At 56.4% G+C, this 22,815-nt stretch carries 19 protein-coding genes; 15 read left to right on the forward strand and 4 right to left on the reverse strand.

The window, feature by feature from the left end; all coding sequences use genetic code 11:
* Positions 1-352 precede the first annotated feature (352 nt).
* A complete protein-coding gene (locus tag LB462_RS29005; RefSeq protein WP_224515278.1) occupies positions 353-1,654 on the forward strand; it encodes a PQQ-dependent sugar dehydrogenase in 1,302 nt (433 codons plus the stop codon).
* Between the two features lie 519 nt (positions 1,655-2,173).
* On the opposite strand, the gene LB462_RS29010 is transcribed toward LB462_RS29005, so the two are convergent.
* The 3 genes from LB462_RS29010 to LB462_RS29020 all read right to left on the reverse strand — a co-directional run bounded on the left by LB462_RS29010 (position 2,174) and on the right by LB462_RS29020 (position 5,415).
* Positions 2,174-3,718: a Fic family protein gene (locus LB462_RS29010; RefSeq protein WP_224515280.1), complete on the reverse strand. Its 1,545-nt coding sequence runs from the start codon at positions 3,716-3,718 to the stop codon at positions 2,174-2,176.
* A 412-nt stretch (positions 3,719-4,130) separates the two neighbouring features.
* Entirely contained in the window at positions 4,131-4,364 is a 234-nt protein-coding gene (locus LB462_RS29015) for a hypothetical protein (protein ID WP_224515282.1), read from the reverse strand.
* A 367-nt stretch (positions 4,365-4,731) separates the two neighbouring features.
* Positions 4,732-5,415: a GntR family transcriptional regulator gene (locus LB462_RS29020; protein ID WP_224515284.1), complete on the reverse strand. Its 684-nt coding sequence runs from the start codon at positions 5,413-5,415 to the stop codon at positions 4,732-4,734.
* 181 nt (positions 5,416-5,596) lie between these two features.
* Between LB462_RS29020 and LB462_RS29025 the strand changes: the two genes are divergently transcribed.
* The 6 genes from LB462_RS29025 to LB462_RS29050 all read left to right on the forward strand — a co-directional run bounded on the left by LB462_RS29025 (position 5,597) and on the right by LB462_RS29050 (position 12,063).
* Complete coding sequence (locus LB462_RS29025; RefSeq protein ID WP_224515286.1) at positions 5,597-6,658, forward strand: 4-hydroxythreonine-4-phosphate dehydrogenase PdxA; 1,062 nt, start codon at positions 5,597-5,599, stop codon at positions 6,656-6,658.
* 68 nt (positions 6,659-6,726) lie between these two features.
* A complete protein-coding gene (locus LB462_RS29030; protein WP_224515288.1) occupies positions 6,727-7,710 on the forward strand; it encodes a Bug family tripartite tricarboxylate transporter substrate binding protein in 984 nt (327 codons plus the stop codon).
* A 58-nt stretch (positions 7,711-7,768) separates the two neighbouring features.
* Entirely contained in the window at positions 7,769-8,269 is a 501-nt protein-coding gene (locus tag LB462_RS29035) for a tripartite tricarboxylate transporter TctB family protein (protein ID WP_224515290.1), read from the forward strand.
* Between the two features lie 33 nt (positions 8,270-8,302).
* A complete protein-coding gene (locus tag LB462_RS29040; protein ID WP_224515292.1) occupies positions 8,303-9,826 on the forward strand; it encodes a tripartite tricarboxylate transporter permease in 1,524 nt (507 codons plus the stop codon).
* Positions 9,827-9,851: 25 nt separating this feature from the next.
* A complete protein-coding gene (locus LB462_RS29045; RefSeq protein ID WP_224515293.1) occupies positions 9,852-11,246 on the forward strand; it encodes an NAD(P)H-dependent oxidoreductase in 1,395 nt (464 codons plus the stop codon).
* Between the two features lie 388 nt (positions 11,247-11,634).
* Positions 11,635-12,063, forward strand: coding sequence for a DoxX family membrane protein (locus tag LB462_RS29050; protein WP_224515332.1), 429 nt, complete (start codon positions 11,635-11,637; stop codon positions 12,061-12,063).
* Between the two features lie 130 nt (positions 12,064-12,193).
* Here LB462_RS29050 and LB462_RS29055 read toward each other — a convergent pair whose 3' ends face one another.
* Positions 12,194-13,288 (reverse strand): LacI family DNA-binding transcriptional regulator, encoded by a 1,095-nt coding sequence (locus tag LB462_RS29055; RefSeq protein ID WP_224515295.1) that lies wholly within the window; start codon positions 13,286-13,288, stop codon positions 12,194-12,196.
* Between the two features lie 203 nt (positions 13,289-13,491).
* On the opposite strand from LB462_RS29055, the gene LB462_RS29060 reads away from it, so the two are divergent.
* The 8 genes from LB462_RS29060 (at position 13,492) to LB462_RS29095 (ending at position 22,803) form a co-directional block, all read left to right on the forward strand.
* On the forward strand, positions 13,492-14,337 hold the full coding sequence (locus tag LB462_RS29060) for an ABC transporter substrate-binding protein (protein WP_255628087.1): 846 nt from the start codon (positions 13,492-13,494) through the stop codon (positions 14,335-14,337).
* Positions 14,338-14,394: 57 nt separating this feature from the next.
* Positions 14,395-15,948, forward strand: a complete 1,554-nt coding sequence (locus LB462_RS29065) for an amino acid ABC transporter permease/ATP-binding protein (protein WP_224515297.1) — start codon at positions 14,395-14,397, stop codon at positions 15,946-15,948.
* A 55-nt stretch (positions 15,949-16,003) separates the two neighbouring features.
* Positions 16,004-17,128: an NAD(P)/FAD-dependent oxidoreductase gene (locus LB462_RS29070; RefSeq protein WP_224515299.1), complete on the forward strand. Its 1,125-nt coding sequence runs from the start codon at positions 16,004-16,006 to the stop codon at positions 17,126-17,128.
* Between the two features lie 225 nt (positions 17,129-17,353).
* Positions 17,354-18,376 carry a LacI family DNA-binding transcriptional regulator gene (locus tag LB462_RS29075; RefSeq protein WP_224515301.1) on the forward strand — a complete coding sequence of 341 codons (1,023 nt, stop codon included), beginning with the start codon at positions 17,354-17,356 and terminating at the stop codon, positions 18,374-18,376.
* A 168-nt stretch (positions 18,377-18,544) separates the two neighbouring features.
* Positions 18,545-19,558, forward strand: a complete 1,014-nt coding sequence (locus LB462_RS29080; RefSeq protein WP_224515303.1) for an SIS domain-containing protein — start codon at positions 18,545-18,547, stop codon at positions 19,556-19,558.
* Between the two features lie 81 nt (positions 19,559-19,639).
* Positions 19,640-20,965, forward strand: a complete 1,326-nt coding sequence (locus tag LB462_RS29085) for an ABC transporter substrate-binding protein (protein WP_224515305.1) — start codon at positions 19,640-19,642, stop codon at positions 20,963-20,965.
* A gap of 24 nt (positions 20,966-20,989) precedes the next feature.
* Positions 20,990-21,946, forward strand: coding sequence for a carbohydrate ABC transporter permease (locus tag LB462_RS29090; RefSeq protein ID WP_224515307.1), 957 nt, complete (start codon positions 20,990-20,992; stop codon positions 21,944-21,946).
* Positions 21,943-22,803, forward strand: coding sequence for a carbohydrate ABC transporter permease (locus LB462_RS29095; protein WP_224515309.1), 861 nt, complete (start codon positions 21,943-21,945; stop codon positions 22,801-22,803). Before LB462_RS29090 ends, LB462_RS29095 begins: the two co-directional genes overlap by 4 nt.
* The last annotated feature ends 12 nt before the right edge of the window (positions 22,804-22,815 follow it).

The following is a 22,815-nucleotide window of genomic DNA, read 5'->3' on the forward strand; positions in this document are numbered from 1 at the left end:
AGGGCATTTGACGCGAGATTTCCAATGAGCCTTGGATGTGCATCGTCTACGCGTCATCGTGGCAACTGAACTAGTGCCATCATTGACCGAGATGGGGTCGCAAGCAGTCCGTCTGCTACAGGGCGCATTGAGGGAATAGCTTCCGTTCAGCAGCGACCTCAAATCAGACTTTGATAAGAATTTGCGGCGAGCCCCTTTCCTGCCGAAGCGATGGGTCTGCTGTCGGCCCCTTGCCGATTCCTCCCATAGCCTCTTCCTCACCTTGTTATTTTTTCGGCTCCCTCTAGTGCTGGTCGCGTAAAGGCTTTAGCGTTCGGGTTCCCCTTATTTCCCTCATTGCCAGAGACGACCCATGGCCGAGTCTTCCCCATTCGCCCGGTTTATTGCCTTTGTCAGCAAAGGCGTCGCGGCTATTCGTCATTCGGGTGATGGCACGCGAGCGCCTGTCTATGGCACAACGCCGGTCATTCCGGAGGCCAAACCGCAAGGCAAGATACCAACGTTGAAGATGCCGACGGCCAAGGGCTGGGAGGGTGAGCACAAGCCGACGGCCGCCTCCGGGCTAAAGGTCAATGCCTTTGCGCGGGGGCTGGTGCATCCTCGTAATATACATGTGCTGCCCAATGGCGATGTGCTGGTGGCTGAATCGATGGGCGAAACGGGGAATCCACGCACCTTGTTCGACCATGCCATGTCGGCCACGATGCAGCGGGCGCGTGCTTCCGGCGACAGCCCCAACCGCGTGACGCTACTGCGCGATGCTGACGGCGACGGGGTGGCCGAGGAAAGTCACGCCTATATCGAGAATGTGCGACAGCCCTTCGGCATCGCGCTTGTCGGGGAGACGCTTTATGTCGGAGCCAGCGATGCGCTTCTGGCCTACCCCTACGAGGCGGGCGCGACCAGTATCTCCAAACCGTTCAGAAAGCTAATGGATCTGGTGCCCGGCGGGCATTGGACGCGTAATCTGATTGTCAGCAAGGACGGTACCAAGCTTTACGTGACCGTGGGGTCGCTCACCAATATCGGTGACGCGGGCATGGCGGCCGAAGAAAACCGCGCCTGCATTCACGAATATGACCTCAAATCGGGGCGGTCGCGCATTTTTGCCGGTGGCCTGCGCAATCCCGTGGGCATGGTCTGGGAGCCTGAGGAAGGGATGCTTTGGACAGTAGTCAATGAGCGCGACGGGCTGGGCGATGAGACGCCACCTGACTATCTGACATCGGTCAGCGATGGTGGGTTTTACGGTTGGCCCTATTGCTATTGGAACCGGGTGGTGGACGATCGGGTGCCGCAGGACCATACCAAAGTGGCCTCGGCCCTGCGACCCGACTATGCGCTGGGCGGGCATACGGCCTCGCTGGGTCTTTGCTGGCTGCCCGAGGGCACACTGCCGGGCTTTCCGTCTGGCATGGCCATCGGCCAGCACGGGTCGTGGAATCGCTCCAAGCTCTCAGGCTACAAGCTGGCATTCGTCGCCTTTGAGAAGGGCAAGCCTGTGGGAATGCCGCGTGAAATTCTCACCGATTTCCTGTCGCCGGACGAGAACTATTCTTATGGCCGCCCGGTTGGAGTGGCGCTGGCGGCTGACGGCGCTGTGTTGATGGCAGACGATGTGGGCGACGTCATCTGGCGCGTTACCGGCACCTGAGCGCTGGGTGACGACGAAACTTTCCCGAGTGTTTGAACTCACCCGCTCCGATATCGGATTATCAGCACTCGGCCGCCTAAACCCGTTATTCTTTCAAGTCACGGCTGGCATCTGATTTTGGCGCGTCGGCGATGACAACGCTCCCGCAATAGCATGGCCATTCGTTTCCTTTTCGTATCGTTATGAATTCGCAACTTGATATGGATTGTAGACATCCAGGCTACAATCGAAAGCGCTCGAAAATCGCTCTTATCGGCATTTTCAAAGGAACGGTTTCTCGCCCAGTTCCTGATTGAACAAAACTTGGATCCGAGACGGATCAATCGTTTATATAGTTGAGGAACTCGCAGTTGCAGTGCGATACATTTCCAAGTGTCGGAAGCGCTCAGGCCGAGCTGTCGACGCGATCGACGTCAGCACCACGGTCAAAGCGTTAGCGGAACGAGGATTTGCGCTTCGCATTTCTGGTTCAGGCATGGCCGGCTTGGATGGGCACATGCCTAGCCCTACGCAACACCGTTACCGTACGCCGCTACTTGTTTGTTCAAACGACCACTTCACCTGCTCTGCCAGGAACGCGGCAAACGGCTTCACATTCATATTGCCGCTCGCTTCCTCCAGCCCTGCCAGATAGGCCCTGCGGTCTTCCACCCTGACGACTGTCCAGGGATAACCGCCGGAGGCCAGCATGGCATTCATGAGAAACCGCGCTATCCGGCCATTGCCGTCCGGATAGGGATGCACATAGCCCAAGAGCCAGTGTCCGAGCACGGCGCGCACGGATGCTTCTTTCTCCGCCTCCAGTAAATCGAATAGCGCGATCATCCCATCGGCCACCGCCTCTGCTCGCGGCGGTACATGTTGCGAGCCCCGCAGGTACACAGGTTGATTGCGATATCCGGCAAGCGCACTCGCCCTGAGTATACCAGCGGTCACGGAGGGCGCGAACAGTTCCCGGTACCATTCTCGATGTGTTTCCCGCGTCAACGCTCCTGCCGGCTTGCCGTTTATGATAGCGGCGACCGACTCTTTGACCTTCTGAAAGGCGAGGTAGTAACCGCGCGCGGCAAGCGCATCCCGGTTCTTGCGGTCGTCTTCATCGATCTCCGGGTTCCAGCTTCCCTCTCTCACACGGTCGATGAGCTCGGGTGTGACGCTGTACCCTTCGATCGACAGCGAATGATAGGCGTCGCTCTCGTAGATATCCTCGAGGAACTTCATATAGGCGTCCTTGTCGACCGGCAGGCCAGTCGCCTTTGGGAATATTTCAATGACGGCTTCGCGCTGTGATTCCCAGATCGCGCGCAGGCGGGCGACCAGCGGCGGTACCCCCGCCGGGATAACGGTCACACCAGCTTGACCCGCGAACGGATCGGACTCGCGCACGTCATACCCGGCCGCTTTAAAGGCCACCACGATTTCATCCGCGAAGGCGTCGCGCCCTACGCGGCGGAAAGCGCCGGCAAGTCGTCCCGCCACGGAGGAATGGCCGCCATCAAGCAATAAGGCCAGAACAGTTGAGACGTCGCGCACGGACGCCATTGCGACCTGTATCTCGATCGGCGCGCGCTGGAAAAATGCTTCCGGTACACGAATAAGCGCGGCCTCAACCGTGAATATGCGCTGACGGTTCTTTTCCGTCAGCTGTTCTGGCATTTCCTTGACTTGGAGGTCATAGATGGAAGTGCCAAACAACAGGTTGATTTTGTTGTTCTTGCCCTTGGGTGTGTTAACCACCACCTGCGGCGGAATGGTGGGCGCTTCCGCATGCAGCAAAAGCGACTGCTCTGGTGACAAGAACCAGTCCTTGCCGAACCGCTCATTGCAGTACAGAGAACAGAATTCCCAGAAGCTTGCGTACCAGGGGGTGGTGTCCTGTTGCTGCGCCTGGGGGCCGGTCGACATGACCCAGCCTCTAATCACATCGCGCAGAAAGCCATTCTGCAGCAGTCGCTCTCGGTGAACGCGGGATAGTTCGTCCGACTTGAATATGCGCCGCTCGCCTTCCTGCAGCTTTTTGAGGATGGCTAGGGATTCAGCGAGTTTTTCATGGGGCTTGGCCATCACCTGCCTTTGCAAGTTTTTGGTGTTGTGCAATTACAAGTATATAATGATGATCTATCACAAGTCAATGATGCCGTGAAATCACAAGTTTTTAGTGATGAGCAATTGCAAGTTCTTAATGTTTGCGGCAGAAATATGAGGTATCTCAATGGGATAACTATGTGATTTAAGCGGGTAGCGCGGCCTCCGCCAAATTTCCTGGCGGTTAAGGGTATGTTTTGTTTGTTCAGCAGCTGCGTCAGTGAGTAACTAAATATCGCTGTTGTGAGTTCATTGCGACACGCGAGTCACCCGGGTAAATCTCTTTGAAGTCCCAATCTGCATATGAAGTCTTTCCTTCACCGACTGACAGCGGGATTTGCGTGCCGGAAATGAGTGGCAGTAAAAACGAGCTAACAACCACCCAATACTTTTAAAGCCGCAAATTCCTAGGCGTACCGGCGTTGTCCATACTAACGGCACTATTCAGATCATCATGGTCGCTTGCGGCAAAAGCTCCGCCTTCGAGATGATAGACATGCGGTTCTTCCGAAAAATATTCCTGTAAGCCCATCATGAACATCCGATGGTCTTCACTCGCTTCGAAGCCCAACGTGTGATCCTCGATTGAGCGCCCTCGCGCAATCAGGTGGAATAGTTCGGGCATTTCGATCTCTTGCGCCAGTGACCGGGGTAACCTTCTGCGCGGGTAGGTAGCGGAGCGACTTCGGCGAATGCTTGTCTGAACGTTTCAGATGCTCCTTGTAAACGGGCAGCACAGCGATCTCATAAATCATGGTTGAACCTTTAAAGTGAGTTGGAGCGTTTATGAGCGTGCACGCGCAGTGTCAGCCGACGGGTCAACTGCAATCGCGATTTTTCCCTGGATACCGTTGTTCGGGCTCTCAAGCCGGGTATGAGCGAGGGGGATGTCAGCGAGCGCATATTCCGGCAAACACCGGGGTTCCGAACTATGCGAATTCATACTTCGTGGCGGCAGATGCGTATGACAGCCAGAAAGAAAATCTCGTAAATCACACGACGGACTTCACCCGCTCCCAGCCATTGGCGAGGTGAGTGTCTAGCTCGCGAGCTAAAGTCTCGGCGTCGCGTGCTTCGAGCGCTGCAATGATCCCCTCATGCTCGGCCACTGCTCCTGCCCATCGTTCAGCTCCCTCGTGTCCGATGAAGCGGATGCGCTTCACACGCGATTGTAGCAATCCGTGCACTTCGGCCAGGGGGGCATTGTTTGCCAGGGCTACAATCCCCGTATGGATCTGTTGATTCACCTTGTAATATTCGAGCCGTTCAGCAGCCTTATAGTGTTTTACCATTGCATCATGAAGTGAACGCAACCGCGCGATGCCTTCGTCGCTCGCCACCGCGCATGCGATACGTCCGGCGAGCATTTCCAATGACCGCAGGACAATGAGCATATCCTCCACATCCTTGGCGGAGAAACGCTTGACCACGGCCCCCCGGCTTGGCACGAGCTCAACCAACCCTTCGCTGGCCAGGAATTTCAGGGCTTCGCGCAGCGGCGTGCGCGATACGCCCAGTTCCTCTCCGAGCTGGGTTTCGTAAATGCGCTCGCCCGGCTGCAGATCTCCTTCGATGATCATGTCCCGCAAACGCGTGACGATTTCTCCATGGAGCGACTGACGCGAGATAGTGGCAACTGTCCGTCGTCCGTTAGCCTCGACCATTTCAGATGCCATGGTGTTTTTCCCCTCGTTCCGCTGCCCAACTGGCGAGTCGGTTCCTCCGGTCATTTTCGCATTGGTAGAACAAAAATGATACCGCCTTCATACGTTATTTTTTATACTGTATACAAAATGCTTGCATACAGGAAAATTTGTTTGTAGTCCTTTAAGCTTCATCGGAGAGGAGGAGTTTTCTATGGCGAATGCCAAACCAGCAGCCACTGCGGAAGTGGTGCGGCCCGTTCTGGCGCTTGCCATGGGCGATCCGGCCGGAATTAGTCCGGAACTCACCGCACGAATGCTTGCCCTGCCTGAACTCCAAAATGCTGCTCATTTCATCGTCATCGGCGATCGCCGCATCCTGGAGGAGGGTGCAGGAACCGCAAACATCGAACTCGATCTCGACTATCGGTCGGCGAGCGACTTTTCGACGGAACTTTCGGAGCGGCCAGTCTTTGTGGATCTTTGCAACCTCGATTCCAAGGATGTGGTGCGAGGCGAGGCAACGCTTGCAGGTGGTACGTTTGCGACCGAAAATTTTCGCTTCGCTCTCCATCTGGCCGACAAGGGGAGCGTTGATGGAATCTGCTTCACACCTTTCAACAAGAAAGCGATGCGTTACGCCTATCCCGGCTACGATGACGAGATTCGATTTGTCTCCGATGTTCTGTCCTTCAACGGCAAGATGCGCGAGTTCAACGTTCTCGAACACGTCTGGAATGCGCGTGTAACCTCGCATATCCCGCTTTCTGCCGTTTCCGCCCACATCAGCATCGACGCCATCCTGGCGGAGGTCGAGCTGACCGCTGCCTGTCTGCGCCTCGCTGGCATCGACAATCCCAAAATCGCAGTCGCAGGGCTCAATCCGCACGCTGGCGATGGCGGCAGTTTCGGGATGGAGGAAATCGAAGTCATCGAGCCTGCCGTCGCCCGTGCGAAGGCTGCGGGCTATGCCGTGGATGGGCCATTTCCCGCAGACACGGTATTCCTGCGGGCATTGAAGGAAGGCTTCCACGCAGTTTTAACCATGTACCACGACCAGGGCCAGATCGCGATGAAGATGATGGGCTTTGACAAGGGAGTCACGATGATGGGTGGGTTGCCATTCCCGCTCTGTACGCCGGCACACGGCACAGCCTACGACATTGCCGGGCGCGGCATCGCGGACGTCGGCGCGTCGCGCGAGGCTGGGCTGTTGGCGGCGAAAATGGCCAGGCAGCAAATCGTCTCGAGAGAAGCGGCGCGCAACAGGAGTTAACGAGGACAGGACCGTGCCGTCGGGGTTGGAGCATGCGGCGGGCGGTATAGCAACAGGGAGGATTCAATATGCTGAAACAAATCGCAGGGATGCTGCTCGCAATGACGGCCATCACCCCGGCAGTGGCCTTCGAACCGACAAAACCAGTCGAGTTCGTTGTCACCTCTGGTCCAGGTGGCGGCACGGATAACTTCGCGCGAACGGTGCAATCCATCATCGCCAAGCATAAGTTGATGGATGCGCCGGTCGTTGTGACCAACAAGGGCGGCGGTAGTGGCGCCGAGGGTTTCGTCTACGCCGCCGGTTACAAGGGCGATCCTTACAAACTGACATTCGGTACGAACAACGAATATCTGCTGCCAAGTGTTGCGGCTGTTCCCTACAAGCCTGAAGACCTGACGCCGGTCGCTGCACTCGCGCTCGATGAATTCCTGGTCTGGGTGAATGGCAAATCCGAAGTCAATGACATCAAGACCTTTGTAACTGCAGCAAAGGCCGAGCCGAAAGCGATCCAGTTCGGCGGTAGCCAGTCCAAGGACACGGACCAGATTCTCGTCTCGACAATAGCCGAGACGACAGGGGCCGAGTTCCGGTACATTCCGTTCAAGAGCGGCGGCGAGGCCGCGGTGCAGCTGGCTGGCGGCCACATCGATGCAAATGTAAACAATCCCAATGAGAACCGCGGCCAATGGCAGGCGGGAATGGTGAAGCCACTATGTGTCTTCCGGCCCGACCGTTTTCCCAAAAGCGAGCCTGTGCATGACGGCAAGGGCTGGAGCGACATACCGACATGCGCCGAGGCCGGTTTGGCGATTGACAGCTATCGCATGCCACGCACGGTCTGGTTGCCCGCCGGGGTCGATGAGGATGCCGTGAAATTCTATCGCGACGTTTTGAAGAAGGTCTCCGAGACATCGGAATGGGCCGACTATGTGGCCAAGACTTCGCAAACGTCGCAGTTCCTCGCTGGTGGCGACTTTACCACCTATCAAACCAGTGATCGCGAAAATGTGGTCAAGGTTCTCAAGCGCGAAGGCTGGCTGGTCGAGTGATCTGATCGCGAGGCGCTCGCGGTGGGCGCCTCGCGTTTGACTGCGGATGGAGGAGAGCATGGCCGAGTTGCAAAAGGGATATGTATCCCGCAAGACGATGGAAATCGTAACAACGCTCCTGACCGGAGGGGTCGGCATCGCCATCTGCATTGAGTCGTGGCGAAGTGGAGTCGGTTGGAATGAGACCGGGCCCGAGCCGGGTTATTTCCCCTTCATTGTCGGTAGCCTGGTAATCCTGGGAAGTGCCGTTACGCTCTTGCGCACCCTCTTCTTCTACAACCACGAAGGCGAGATTTTCCTTGATATCGAACGGGCCAAACCCGTCCTTGGTTTTTTTCTGCCCATCGTTGCCTTCATCGTCATATCGCTTCTCCTTGGTCTCTATGTAGGCACGGCGCTCTATATCCTCGGCTCCATGAAATGGCAGGGAGGTTACCGGTGGTGGGTGTCAGCCTGCGCCGCGCTCGCCGTCTCCGCACTTTTCTATCTCGTTTTTGAGGTCGGCTTTCAGGTGCCGCTGCTCAAGGGGCCGATCGAAGGTTGGCTCGGAATTTACTGATCCTGCAATTGCCGGGACACTTGGGAGATGCCGATGGGAAATTTCAGCTATCTGATGGATGGGTTTTCGACCATCATCACGGGTCACCACATTCTTATCATGATAATCGGCGTCATGCTCGGGATCCTCGTCGGTGTGCTGCCAGGTCTCGGTGCGCCGAACGGCGTCTCGCTGCTCCTGCCGCTGACGTTCACGATGGATCCGATCTCGGCCATAATCCTCCTTTCCTGCATGTATTGGGGCGCCCTGTTTGGTGGCTCGACGACCTCGATCCTCTTCAATATCCCTGGGGAACCTTCATCTGTGGCGACGACCTTTGACGGCTATCCTATGGCGAAGAACGGCCAGGCGACACGCGCGCTTACGCTTGCGTTCATGTCAGCCGGTATCGGGGCATTGGCCGGTGTGATCATGATCACCCTGCTTTCCACCTGGGTTGCCGGTTTTGCGTTGCAGTTCTCCTCGCCCGAATTTTTCGCCGTTTATTTTCTGGCATTCGCCAGCTTCATAGGAATGAGCGGAAATGCACCGGCCAAGACCCTTGTCACGATGATGCTGGGCTTCGCCTTTGCCACCGTCGGCATGGATACGATTTCCGGCGGATTGCGCCTGACATTCGGTATTCCGGATCTGATCAAGGGGGTCTCGTTCCTCGTGGCAGTCATGGGACTTTTCGGTATTGGCGAGTTGCTGCTCACCACAGAAGAAGGCTTGCGGTTCGACGGCATCAAGGCGCGGGTCAGGATCGTCGATGTCCTCAATGCGCTAAAGGAGATGCCCCGTTACAGCTGGTCGATCCTGCGTTCAACGGTAATCGGCATCTGGATGGGGATCACGCCGGCCGGCCCGACGGCGGCCTCGTTCATGAGCTATGGCCTGGCAAGACGGTTTGCCAGGGACAAGTCCCAATTTGGCAAGGGCGACCCTCGCGGCATCGTCTCTCCGGAGACGGCTGACCACTCGGCAGGTACAGCGGCGCTGCTGCCCATGCTTGCCCTTGGCGTGCCCGGCTCTGCAACGGCGGCGGTGATGATGGGAGGGCTGATGATATGGGGGCTGACACCCGGCCCTATGCTCTTTATCGACCGACCGGATTTCGTGTGGGGGCTCATCGCTTCAATGTATCTTGGCAACGTCGTCGCCGTTGTGCTGGTACTTGCCACGGTTCCTATCTATGCGTCCATTCTGCGGGTACCCTTCTCGATCGTCGGACCGGTGATCGTGGCCATTATCTTTTCAGGTGCTTATCAAATAGCTAATTCGACTTTCGATATGTGGCTGGTCCTCGGCTTCGGCATACTCGGCTATCTGTTCAAGAAACTGGACTACCCGATCGCTCCACTCGTTCTCGCCATGGTCCTTGGCGACAAGGCTGAAGATGCTTTCCGTCAATCCATGCTGATGTCCAATGGCTCGCTGTCGATCTTCTGGTCGAACCCGCTGGTCACTGGAATCATGGTGCTGGGACTGCTGATGCTTCTCTGGCCGGTATTTGCAAACGCAGTTGGCGTCCACAATCTCCGGCGCCGTGCCGCGAGACATTCGGCGAAGGTTTAAGCCCCGTACCGAAAGGATCAACAACGTGAATTATCATGATTATTTCGGCCATGCGCCGCGGCCAATCGGCGTGTGCATTGTGGGCACCGGCGGGTTTGGCCGGAGCTTCATGGCCCAGTCCAGACACATTGCTCTCCTCGATTTGCGCATCGCCGTCGATGTCGATAGCGCTACGGCCGCCGCGGCCATGAAGTCCGCCGGCTTCGAGGCGGTCGCTGAGTGCCGCAGCAAGGAGGAGGCCCAGCGGGCATGGGAGAATGGCCAGTACATTGCTGCCGGGGACGTCGCACATGTCGTCGATTTGCCATTTGATGTGTTGGTAGAAGCGACTGGGCACGCGGAGGCCGGTGCACGTCACGCCGAGCTTGCGATCAGTGCAGGCAAACATGTCGCGCTTGTATCCAAAGAGGTTGACAGCGTCATCGGGCCCGGACTTGCTCAAATGGCATCGCAAAGGGGGACGGTGGTCACTCCGGTCGATGGCGATCAGCCCAGCCTCTTGATCGGCCTCGTCACATGGGCGGAGGTTCTTGGTTTCGAAATTGTCTGTGCCGGAAAGTCCAGCGAGTATGATTTCGTCTTCGACCCCCTGACGGGAACGCTTACGAGCAATGGCGTTGTTGTCGATGCTCCCGGCTTTGCCGACCATCTTGAACTTGGCCAACGTGACGTCAACGAAATTGTCGCCGCACGGTCACGATCGGCTGCTGCATTGCCCCAACGCGCGGTTCCAGATCTGTGCGAACTCGCCGTTGTCTCCCATTCGATCGATCTTGCCCCTGACTGTCCAGGCCTTCACTGTCCTATAGCCCGGATTTCGGAGGTGCCAACGTTCTTCTCCACCCAGACAGATGGCGGGCTCTTGGAGGGCGAACGCCGAATGGATGTCTTCCATTGCCTGCGCCTTCCTGGCGAAGTCAGCTTTGCCGGCGGCGTCTTCGTCGTGGTTCGGTGCCGAGATGCAGCGAGTTGGAGCCTTCTTGCGGAAAAAGGCCATGTTCTAAGCCGCAGCGGAGCGACGGCGATGGTCTATCTCCCGCGCCACCTTCTCGGGCTTGAGGCGGCCACCAGCGTCCTCGACGCAGGACTACGGCTTCGTTCCAGCGGATCACGGCATCCGCAACCGCGTTTCGATATTGCCGCGATCGCGGAAGTCGACCTTGGCACCGGCAAGATTTTGGCTGCGACGGGCCACCACCACGCTATCGAACAGGTTTCGGCGGTCCTCCTTCCTGCAGGACCGCTCGCGGCGGAGCAACCAGCTCCTTTCTACCTGGTGGCGAACCGAAGATTGATCCGCCCGGTGAAGGCGGGCGACCCGATCCGGCTCGCAGATGTGGAACTAGACGCCTCACTCCTTCTTAGTTTGCGTCAGCAACAGGATGCGCGCTTCTTCGGGCACATACACGATAAAAAATAAAGTCTGAAAGAGACGAGGGTACCCAAGTTTGGCGGGGTCTGTCACAAAAATTTTCTAAGGGCACGGCTATCCGACCCATTCGCAACCACGACGTCGAACTCCGGACAGATGGATCTGACAAGCCACGTTATCTGGTGCAAATCGCGCTTCATCCTCGCACCCACTCCAGCTACACCTATAAATCGCACGATATCTTGCGCGAAACGCAGATGAATCGCCGCGCATTGCTGCCGCGCAGCGAAGAATTGCGGTTGGATCCCGCGGAGTTCGAGCTTTATAGGCACTATTGTAAGTGGTCGTGTCGGGAAAGGTCCCCCTTGTTCGTCCTTGCAGCGAGCCAACTACTTTCGGCTAGTTAGATCAGGTGATAGGGATGGACGTTATGGCGATGGTGACAGGATCAAATAAGGCGGGATGGACAACGGCGGCGGTTCTGACAGCGCGACTAATTTTCGCGCTCGTTTTCATAATGGCTGCAAGTTTCAAGTTCATAGATATTGCGGCAACGGCAGATTACATCGCTGCCGCGGGTTTCCCTTTGCCCAAGCTTCTGGCATGGCTTGCCGCATTGCTTGAGCTAGGGCTTGTTGCATGTTTCTTCACCGGCGCCTACTTCTCTGAAGCTGCGCTTATGGCTGCTGCTTATGTCGTGTTCCTCGCATTTGCGTTCCACGGTCCTTCGCACTGGAAAGGGAACCAGTCTGAATTCGGTTTCTTCGTCGACCATTTTACGTTCACCGCTGGCCTTCTCTTTGCAGCAGTACACGGACCCGGTCGGGTGCTGGCGATCAATAGCAAAAGGTTTCTTCCGAGATAGTGCCGAATCGCCGGCATCGGCGCGCATGGCTAGATCTCTCGCACTGAAAACGGGGACGCGGAGCATTGTTCCAGGGTCCAGGAGTTTGCGTATGCAGATACACCGCTGTCACCTCGCCGCTGACGGGTTCTCATGACCGAGTACGAGGTTTGTCCTGGTCCAACGGCGGCGCAACGGAACCCCGCTCGATGATCGAAGTGGGAACGATGATCCGCGCAGGCGGTCTGGCTTCACCCTTGAGCCTCCGTATGAGGAGCTCGGCCACTGTCTGGCCAAGAATATAGGCCGGCTGGTCGACGACAGTAATGGGGGGGCTGGTAACGGTTGTCCAGTCGGCATCATGAAATGTTATGAGCGACAGGTCTTCAGGAATGCGCAGGCCTCGCTGCCGCACGACCTTGAAAATCTCAAGAGCGATCACGCTGTCCGACGCGATGATAGCCGTCGGCGGGTTTGAGCGCGACAACAGCTTGTCGGTGATGTCGGCCGTCGCCTGCGGAGTGGTCGCACCCAGCATAATCAGCCGGTCCGATGGCAGCAGGCCGGCGATGTCGCATGCCGTCATGAAGCCCTCGATGCGTTCGCGCACGGAAGAGGTATAGATCTGCCCCAAATCCTTATATTCATGCCCTGCGAAATCGACAGCGGTGATATAGGCGATCCTTCGATGGCCGCAGGCAGTCAAGATTTCAGTGGCGCGCTGGGCTGCCTTGCTATCGTCCACGGTTACAGTATCGACGTCGAAATCAGGAAGCGCCCGGTCAAGGAGCACCAGGGGTCGGCCGGAACGATGTATTTCGCGCAGGTGTGAAATGTCGCGCGATTCCGACGGGGTAACGATCAGGCCGTCGACACGCTTGCCGATCAACACCCGGACCGCCGCCTTCTCCATCTCGATCTGCTCGCTGGAATTTGCCAGGATTACATTGAAGCCGGCAGAACGGGCCGTGTCGCTGATCCCACGCACAGCATAGCCGAAGAAGGAATTCTCGATGTCACCGACCACGACGCCAATGATACCGGATCTTCCTGTCGTCATGCTCCGGGCGAGTTCATTGGGGCGATAATCGAGCTGTTTGGCAGCCGCCAATACATCGCCTCTTATCTTCTCGCTGACGACCCCATAATTTCCCAATACGCGCGCCGCCGTAGCCTTCGAGACACCTGCCTCTCGCGCGACATCGGCGACCGTGACCGAGTGGATCCTGGGGTTCGAACTATTCATGTGCTGAACGACTACTAGAGTTGTTGACGGGAGGTCAATGTGAATATATCAATTATCATTGAGACCGGTCTCAATCAATAAGAGACCGGTCTCTATAAAGAAAAATCTGTCTGATGATGTCGAAATTCCGAGTTTCCTGACCTTTACAGCTGCGGATCTCGGCAGGCTCAGACAAGAAATACAACGTCAGAGGAGAACAACAGATGATAAGCATTCACGGAACCAAAATGTTCGCACCTGCGGCCAGACGGGCCGCAGTTGCATTGAGTTTGATACTGGCCGGCTTTTTCTCCGTCGCGCAGACCCAGGCCGCCGGTGACAATCCCTATGGTCTCATCGATCCGAAGGTGATCAGCGTCGGCACAATGGGCGATGCCAAACCTTATACATTCACCACCGCGGAGGGCGAGTTTACCGGTTTCGATATCGAGCTCTTTCTTAACGTCGCGAGCCGTCTTGGTTTTCAGAAGGGCCAGGTCATCTTCACCGGCCAGGAATTTTCAGCCCTGATGCCATCGGTCGCCAACCAGCGGTTTGACGTCGCTGTGGCGGCAATTGGAACCACGGAAGCACGTAAGAAGACAGTAGATTTTTCCGACGGCTATCTTGCCGGCTACCTTTCTGTCCTGACCTCGGATAAGGCGATCACGTCCGCCGAAGGCTTGAAAGGCAAGCGCCTTGGCGTCGTGCAGGGGACACTCCAGGAAATCTATGCCGGAAAAAACTTCGCGGGCACCGATCTGGTCAAATTCCCGGATAATAATTCTGCTATCTCAGCCCTGAACAACGGAACGGTTGATGCCCACTTCCTCGATTACGAGGCCGCCAAGCAATACAGTGAACGTTATCCCGAGCTGAAGATCGCCGCGAATATTCCCTCATTTGATGCACCGGCAGGATTCGTCGTGCGCAAAGGCAATGATGGCTTACGCGAGGCGCTCAACACGGCACTGCATGCTGTCATGGAGGACGGCACCTGGAAGACGCTCTATGAGAAATGGTTTCCGGGTTCGCCCATGCCGGATCAGTACCTTCCGAAAAAGCAATAATACCTGACGCCGGCTGCAGCCCCGCTTACGGGCTGACCTAACGATAAGGGGAACAGTATGGACTGGATGGAAAACCTGCGTCGCAGTTTCCTCGATTGGGAGGCTATGGCAGCGGTCCTGCCGACTATGATTACCGTCGGGTTAAAGAACACGTTGATCCTCGCCGCAGCATCGACGGTACTCGGCGTAATCATCGGGATGGTTCTTGCCGTCATGGGTATCTCGCAATCGCTCTGGCTGAGAATGCCGGCCCGTATCTACACGGATATCTTCCGCGGCCTGCCGGCCATTGTAACAATCCTGCTCATTGGCCAAGGTTTTGCTCGCATTGGAAGAGAGTTCTTCGGCCCATCTCCCTATCCGCTCGGCATTCTGGCGCTGAGCCTGATCGCCGGTGCCTATATCGGCGAGATATTCCGCGCGGGAATTCAAAGCGTCGAGCGCGGCCAGATGGAAGCATGCCGCGCCTTGAGCATGAGCTATGGGCAAGGCATGCGCCTCATCGTCGTCCCGCAAGGGGTCCGGCGCGTATTGCCAGCACTTGTCAATCAGTTCATCGGTAATGTGAAAGACTCCAGCCTAGTCTACTTCCTTGGACTGCTGGCGGCGGAGCGTGAGATTTTCCGTGTCGGCCAGGATCAAGCGGTTGTCACGGGCAATTTGTCGCCGCTGTTGCTTGCCGGGGTGTTCTATCTGATCATCACTGTTCCGCTCACCCACCTCGTCAACTTTATCGACAACAGTCTAAGGACAGGGAAACACACGTCCGGTGCGCTCACCAGCGGACTTGTCGAAGTCGATGAACTGGACGACGCCGTCAACCACCAGGCACCCGTCGGCGCCGAGCCTGACAGGGCAACGATCGACCCGGCAAAACCGCGGTTCACAGGCGGCAGCCTCGCTGTCAGCGAACTCGACATGGCATATGGCGACCTTAACGTTCTCAACCAGGTGAGCCTTGCGGTGAAAGCCGGTTCGGTAACCTGCGTTATCGGTCCCTCGGGCTCTGGCAAGTCGACGCTGCTGCGCTGCCTGAACCGGCTCGTCGAACCGAAGGCCGGAAATATTCTCCTCGACGGAACGACAATCCTGACGATGAAACCTGAAACGCTCCGCCGGCGGGTTGGCATGGTATTCCAGCATTTCAACCTTTTTCCGGACCATACGGCGTTGGAAAACGTCATGCTCGCACTCTTCAAGATCAAGCGCCTGCCCAAGCGTCAGGCAAAACGGATCGCTGAAGCCAGCCTCTCCGATGTCGGTCTGGCCTCACGCAAGGATCACCGGCCAGGACGGCTCTCCGGTGGCCAGCAACAACGCGTGGCTATTGCGCGTGCCCTGGCCATGGAGCCGGAGGTCATCCTGTTTGATGAGGTGACGAGCGCGCTCGATCCGGAATTGGTGAAAGGCGTGCTCGACCTTATGGCAGATCTTGGTCGGCGTGGCATGACGATGGTCGTCGTCACCCACGAGATGGGTTTTGCCCGGAAGGTCGCCGACCAGGTCATCTTCATGGATGAAGGCCGCGTGATCGAAACAGGCCCACCATCTGAAATCTTCGACAATCCAAAAAGTCCCCGCCTGAAGCAGTTCCTGGCTGAAGTGCTGTAACAACCAGCACTGCGGGAATAGGCAAAAACCGGCTCATCAATATGAAAGTAACGTCATGAATTTATCCGCTCCCGTAGTCTCGAAAGTCGTCGTGGTCGGCGGCGGTATCTTCGGTGCATCTGCTGCTTTGCATCTGGCACGGCATGGTGTTCGGACCATTCTCGTCAATGATGGGCCGCTTGCGCGGGGCGCATCGGGACGCTCGCTCGCCTGGCTCAACTCCGCGCGTCAGCGTTCTGCCGCTTACCACTACCTGCGCCTCGCCGGGATCGATCGCTATCGCACCCTGGCAGCGACGCATCCGGGCGCCGGCTGGCTGCGTTTCGATGGTGGATTGACGTGGGATGCCGACGACGCCAAGAACGAAATTGCCGACGTTTTAGTCTATGAGCGATCGATAGGCTACGACGCCCGCTTGCTGTCTGCCGATGAGATAGCGTCGGTAACGCCCGGCGTAGATGCGCGGTCTGTCCCTGCCCAAGGGGCTATCTTCAATCCCGGTGAAGGATGGGTAGATCTTCCCTCGCTGATTGCCTTTCTGATGAGCGAATTTCAGACACTTGGCGGCGAGGTGATAACAGATGGAGGCCGCGCCAAGCTGTTGACCCTTGGCGGGCGGGCCGGCGTGGTTATGCTGGAAGACGGCAGAGAGATTGGCGCGGACGCAATGTTGCTTGCAACCGGGCCGGCAGTTCCTTCCATGGCCATGGAGATCGGCAGGACAATTCCCGATGCGACGCCGATTGCGCTTCTCGTGCGTACAGAGCCGATTGTTCATCCTCTACGCGCAGTTTTGAACACGCCGCGCGTCGCCATCCGGCCGATGCCGTCGGGCGGCTTCGCCCTTGATTCCGCCTGGTCCGAGGAAGAGGTCGTGACGCGCCCGGATGGCACCTATCACGTGGACCAATCAACGATGCTGGGACTTCTCGATGAGGCTTCGAACGTTCTGGCGGGCAATCCAAAACTTGCTGTTGCGAGCTACGGTATTGGCCCCAAGCCAATTCCAGGAGACGGCGAGCCCGTATTCGGTCCTGTGAAGGATGTGGAGGGCTGTTACCTCGCCTTCAGCCATAGTGGTGCAACCCTCGGGCTAATTGCCGGAGAACTTATGGCGGGTGAAATTGCGACGGGGCAAACAAACCCCCTTCTGGAGCCTTTCAGACCAACGCGGTTCTGAACGTACGTCCAGCCGCAACGCAGAGTAATGCAAAGAAGCGAAGGCGTTATACGTCATCGCGGTAAGGAGACATTTCAAAAAGTGAGATTTCCGACGTTCTTGTAAGCGGGAACATCGTTTCACCTTCGGAGCCGAGTTCCCATAACGCCCGGCCTATGCTAACCGGCAAGCCAGGGATACAAGGAGCGAGAGCGGTGGAATGTACTTGCTTTCGAGAAGGGTGAAATGGCTCAGAAACCGGCGACATTGAAGGATGTGGCGGCTTACGCAAACGTCTCGCGTGCAACGGCTGCTCGCGCTCTCAACAGCTATGGTTACGTTGGCGATGAAACAGCTCGAAAAGTTCATGAAGCTGCGGAAAAACTCGGCTACAGGGGCAACCGCCTGGCACAAGCCCTGCGCAATGGTCAGTTGCCGATTATTGGCTGCATTCTCGGTGACATACAGAATCCGTTCTTCGCCCGGATCGCGCATGATATCGAGGTGCTGGCGCGGAAGTACCGGTACAATCTCATCATCGGCAGCAGTGAAGAAGAACTGGAACAAGAGGTTTCGTTGCTGGCAAGCCTCCAATCTCTCAGTATTCGAGGGTTCATCGTGGCGCCGACGTCTGACGAGAACAACTTCCATCTAGAGCGCCTGATAGAGGAAAACGTGCCGTTGGTCCTGATCGACCGTGTCGTGAAGGGTATCGAATGCGACAGTGTTGTGGTCGACAACGAGGGCGGTGCACGCAAGGCCATAGAATATCTGATCGCGATGGGCCATCGCCGCATCGGCCTTTTGCAGGATGACACGCGCATCTTCACGTCACGCGAGCGCTTGAGCGGTTATCAAAGTGCGCTCACGGCTGGTGGCATTACTCCCGATGACCGGATGATTTCCGTGTCTCAATCAACCGTGGAACACGCGATCGATGCAACAATTCGTTTGTTCAGTCAGAAAACTCCACCCACGGCTCTGTTCACCGTCGACAGCCTGATGACGCAAGGAGCTCTGTTGGCCTTTCGCGCGATGGGCATTTCAATCCCGCACGACGTATCGCTCGTCGGCTTCGATGACTTCAATCTAGCGACGTTTACCGATCCTCAAATTACAGTTGTAGCGCAGCCTGTATCGGAAATCGGGCTTGCGGCAGCGCGGCTCCTGTTCGAAAAACTTACGGGACAAAGCAGCCCACCTCAACAAATTCGCTTTGAAACCAAGCTCTTGATCCGAGGCTCAGTGAGCCGCAGACCCGAAGGTTAAGTCGGACCGACCCCACACGAAAAAATCAAAAAACCTACTTGTCAGCAGCGAAATCTTATGCGTTTAATGCATGTGAGATCGATCTCACATGGTTTTAACGAACATTCGCACAAGGCAGGATCGCGCTCTTGAGGGCGGATCTTGAAATGCGCAAACGGGAAGGTTTTAATGCTCAACTTCGATAAAGATCGCTTTGTGAACATACAACGTGGCGCGGTTGCCATTGCGGAAGACGTGCGCGTTTTGATGCGCAAGTTGCTTGATGATGGCCTGGAACGCGTTTTCTTCATGGGCACGGGCGGTGTACAATTTCTGACCCAGCCTGCTATTGAGCTTGCACGCGCTTCGACGGTTTTCCCGGTATCTGCAGCGTTTCCTGCGCAGGTTATTCTGGAAGCCCCGGCCGGTCTGGACGAACGGGCGCTGGTCATTCTCCCGTCTCTATCCGGAACCACCAAGGAAAGTGTGCAGCTCTTGTCCTTCTTGAAGGAAAGAGGCGTCAAGACACTATCGCTTACCGGGCACAAGAACACCCCGTTGGGACTCGACGCTGATTATAACTTCACCAACTTTGCGGAAGACGACACCTCATCGGAGTCATTTTACCTGCAAACGCTGCTGATCGTTCTTTCGCTGCTGGTGGAACGCGGCGAGTACACCGACTTTGACAAGACCGTAGCGGAACTGAAGCAACTTCCGGAATTGCTGGTCTCCGTCAAAGAGAATTACGAGGCGCGCGCTGCGACGCTGGCTAAAGAGATCAAGGATGAGAATTACCACATCTTCACGGGTGCAGGTTCGGTCTGGCCGCAAGCGCATTATTACGGAATGTGCATTCTCGAGGAGATGCAGTGGATACGTACGCGTCCCGTACATGCGTCCGATTTCTTCCACGGTACACTCGAACTGGTTGAGCCCGGCGTCAGCCTGTTCATCTTCAAAGGCGAAGACGCCTGCCGTCCGTTGGCCGACCGCGTTGAAAATTTTGCGAAACGCTACACGGACAAGGTACGCGTTCTGGATGCTGCCTCTGCGCAACTTCCAGGCGTTTCCGACAAAACGCGTAAGCTGATATCTCCCCTTATCCTCGCAACCATGCTGGAGCGCCTGAGCGCGCATCTGGAGGTCTTGCGTGACCATCCACTCACTACGCGCCGCTACTACAAGCGCGTCGAATACTGAGCTTGTCCCGATCCGATCATATTGGATCGGGATGAAATTCATTCACAGAAACGAAAGATCAAAAAAGAGAGGAACTGCGAAATGAAGAGCAAAACGTTTTTGAGGACTACAAGTCTCGCGTCGTACGTAGCAGTCGGATTGATTGTCGGTGGCGCTAACGCTGCATGGGCAAACGATCCGGTCGTTGCGGATCCCGATGCGAAAGTTGAATATTCCGGCACCGTAAGCATTCTGACCAAATTCGGCCTTCAGCAGCTCTCTCCGTTTTTTGTCGATGCGGCAAAAGCATACGAGAAGCTTCATCCGGGCGTGAAAGTCGAGCTCATTCAGGAAAGCGACGACAGCGTGAAGGGCAAGACGAAGGCGCTCGTTGCCTCGAACTCATTGCCTGATATCTATTTTACCTGGACGGGCAGCTGGGGCGAAAACTTCGTCCGTGGCAATCGCGCCGTCGATCTGACCAAGGTGATCGGCCCGGACACCGTATGGGGCAAGGAACTCGCAAATGCCGCAGTTAGCGCCTTCCAGTATAACGGTAAGCTCTATGGAATCCCCCTTTACCTCGATGCCAAGTTCATGGGCTACAGCAGGCCGCTGTTCGAAAAGGCAGGCGTTGCGGAGCCAAAGAGTTTCGAGGAATTGCTCGCTGCCTGCGCGACCCTGCGCAAGTCTGGGGTAACGCCGATCTCGTTCGGCAACAAAGAAGGCTGGCCAGCCGTCCATTATGCGGGACAGCTTCTCGCCTATAACGTGCCGCAGGCGACTCTCGAGAGGGATTTCAAGCCAGCCACGGCCGACTATTCGGACCCGGGCTATGTTGTCAGTCTGACGCAGTTCAAGCAGTTGATCGATGAGTGCTCGGATGGAGCGGGGACAAACGGCTCGTCATATGCATCGGCACTACAGCAATTCAGCAATGCCAAGTCTGCAATGTACTATCAGGAAATCATCGAATTCGATCAAAGCACTGCTGATGGCGCATTGAAGAAGGACGATTTCGGCTACTTCAAATTGCCTGCTCCGAAGGATGCCAAGGGCGATGTGAAGTCGATCGAAGGCGCACCGGAAGGCTACATGATCAATGCTGCCTCGAAGAACATTCCGCTCGCCGTCGATTTCATGAAATTCGTCACATCGGCCGAAAACGGCAAAATCCTGTCGGCTCCGCCCTATGGTCAGCCAAGTGCGACGGTCGGTGGCTATTCTGCGGACACGATGAACCCGGCGGTCGTCGGCGGCCTGAAGATTATTGCAGAGTCTTCATACCTGATGCCATGGCTGGATACAGCCAATCCACCGCGCGTGGCAGCTGCATGGCTGTCAGGTCTGCAGGCACTCATTGGCGGCTCGCAGACCCCTGAGCAGGTCTTGGAACAAGTGAAGAAAGCTGCGGCCTCTTCGAAGTAAGAAAGCTGTCAGACGATGACTGTCATGAAGCATGACTATAAGGGTGAAGCCGCCAAGGCAGGCTTCACTCTGCGAAGAAAAGCTGATGCGGATCACGCCGGCATGCTGGCGACGTTGCTGTCGTTGCGCTGGGTCCTCATAGCTTTCGTTCTCATCCTGTGGTTCGTCTACTATCCGATCATCGACAATTTCGTCGTAAGCACCAAAAACCAGGATATTTTCACCGGCGAGACGGCATTCATCGGTCTGGACAACTACCGGCGCCTGCAAGGTGACCCAATCGTCTGGACGGCAATCCTCAACAACACGCTTTATGCCGTCATCTCCATTATCTTTCAGGTGTTCGGCGCATTCGTACTGGCCGCAATAATCGAGGGCCTCGGCAACGAAAAATGGCGCAGGTTCTGGCGCGCCGTCTACTTCATACCTTCGGCCATTTCGATCACCGTCACGGGTCTGTTGTTCTATTTCATCTATCAGCCGGACATCGGTCTGCTCGACTCGGCGCTTACGCAAATCGGATTGGGGAACTGGTCACGTGCGTGGCTGGGTGAAGAGCAAACGGCAATCTATGCCATCATCGCCATGAGCCAATGGCAGGGTTTCGGCTATTCGACGCTGCTGTTCGGCATTGCAATACAGAAGATACCCCGCGAGCTATATGATGCAGCGATCATGGACGGGGCGGGCACCTGGCGCCGGCTGTGGAGCATCACGATGCCGCTCACCCGAGAGATGACGGCACTGATGGTGATCGTCACGATTACCGGCGCATTCCAGGTCTTTAACGAAGTCATGGTCATGACGGCTGGCGGCCCAAACAATAGCAGCCAGGTGCTAGGAACCTGGCTGTATCAACAAGGTTTCATCGAAAATGATTTCGGTTATGGCGCGGCAGTTGCATCCGTCATCTTTGTCATAACCCTGCTGACCGGCTTCGGACAGCTTTGGTACACGAAGAGGCGGAGGGTTCATCTATGAGCGTCAATCTTAGGCCCCCCGAGACGGAACGCCTGGATTTCGTTCAGGTGCTGGCGAAAGTTTGCCTCGTTACTTTTCTTGTCAGTCTTGGCATCGTGGTCATCTATCCACTTATCTGGATGGCGCTAAATGGCTTCAAGAGCAATGCGCAGATCTTCGGAAATCCGTTTGCGCTTCCGACGAACTTCACGCTTGGCAACTACATATCCGCGTGGAACCAGGGCATACGCAACTACATAGCGACAAGCGTCATCGTCACGCTTGGATCGGCGATCTGCACGGTACTGATCAGCGCCTGGACTGCTTACGGCCTGACGCGCTCGAAGCTTCCTGGAAAGCCTTATTTCGTCGGCATCGTGCTTGGTGGTCTCATGCTCAGCCCGACGGTCGCTGTCATTCCGCTTGTGCGCATGATGCAGGAATTGGGCCTCTATAATACCTATTGGGCACTGATCATCCTTTATACAGCCTTCCGCATACCGTTCACAACCTTCCTCATCCGCGCCTATATGCTTGGCCTCCCGCGTGATCTCGACGAGGCTGCCGTCATGGACGGCGCGAGTGAAGGCCAGATCTTCTGGCGCGTGATCTTGCCGCTGTGCAAGCCGATACTGGTGTCCTGTGTCATCCTGCACGTCCTGTTTGCATGGAACGAATATCTCTTCGCAATGATATTTACGAGCGGTGCGGACCTTCAGACACTTCCTGTCGGCCTGACATCTATCATGTCGAAACACGGAACGAATTACGCCGTGGTTTTTGCGGCCATGACCTTGTCAGCACTTCCCATTGTCATCGTGTTTTTTGCCGCGCAACGCTTCTTCATTCGAGGCCTCGCCGAAGGCATCGGGAAATAATGGAGCAGCCGG

The sequence above is a fragment of the Phyllobacterium chamaecytisi genome (assembly GCF_020164455.1).
Lineage (GTDB): Bacteria > Pseudomonadota > Alphaproteobacteria > Rhizobiales > Rhizobiaceae > Phyllobacterium > Phyllobacterium chamaecytisi.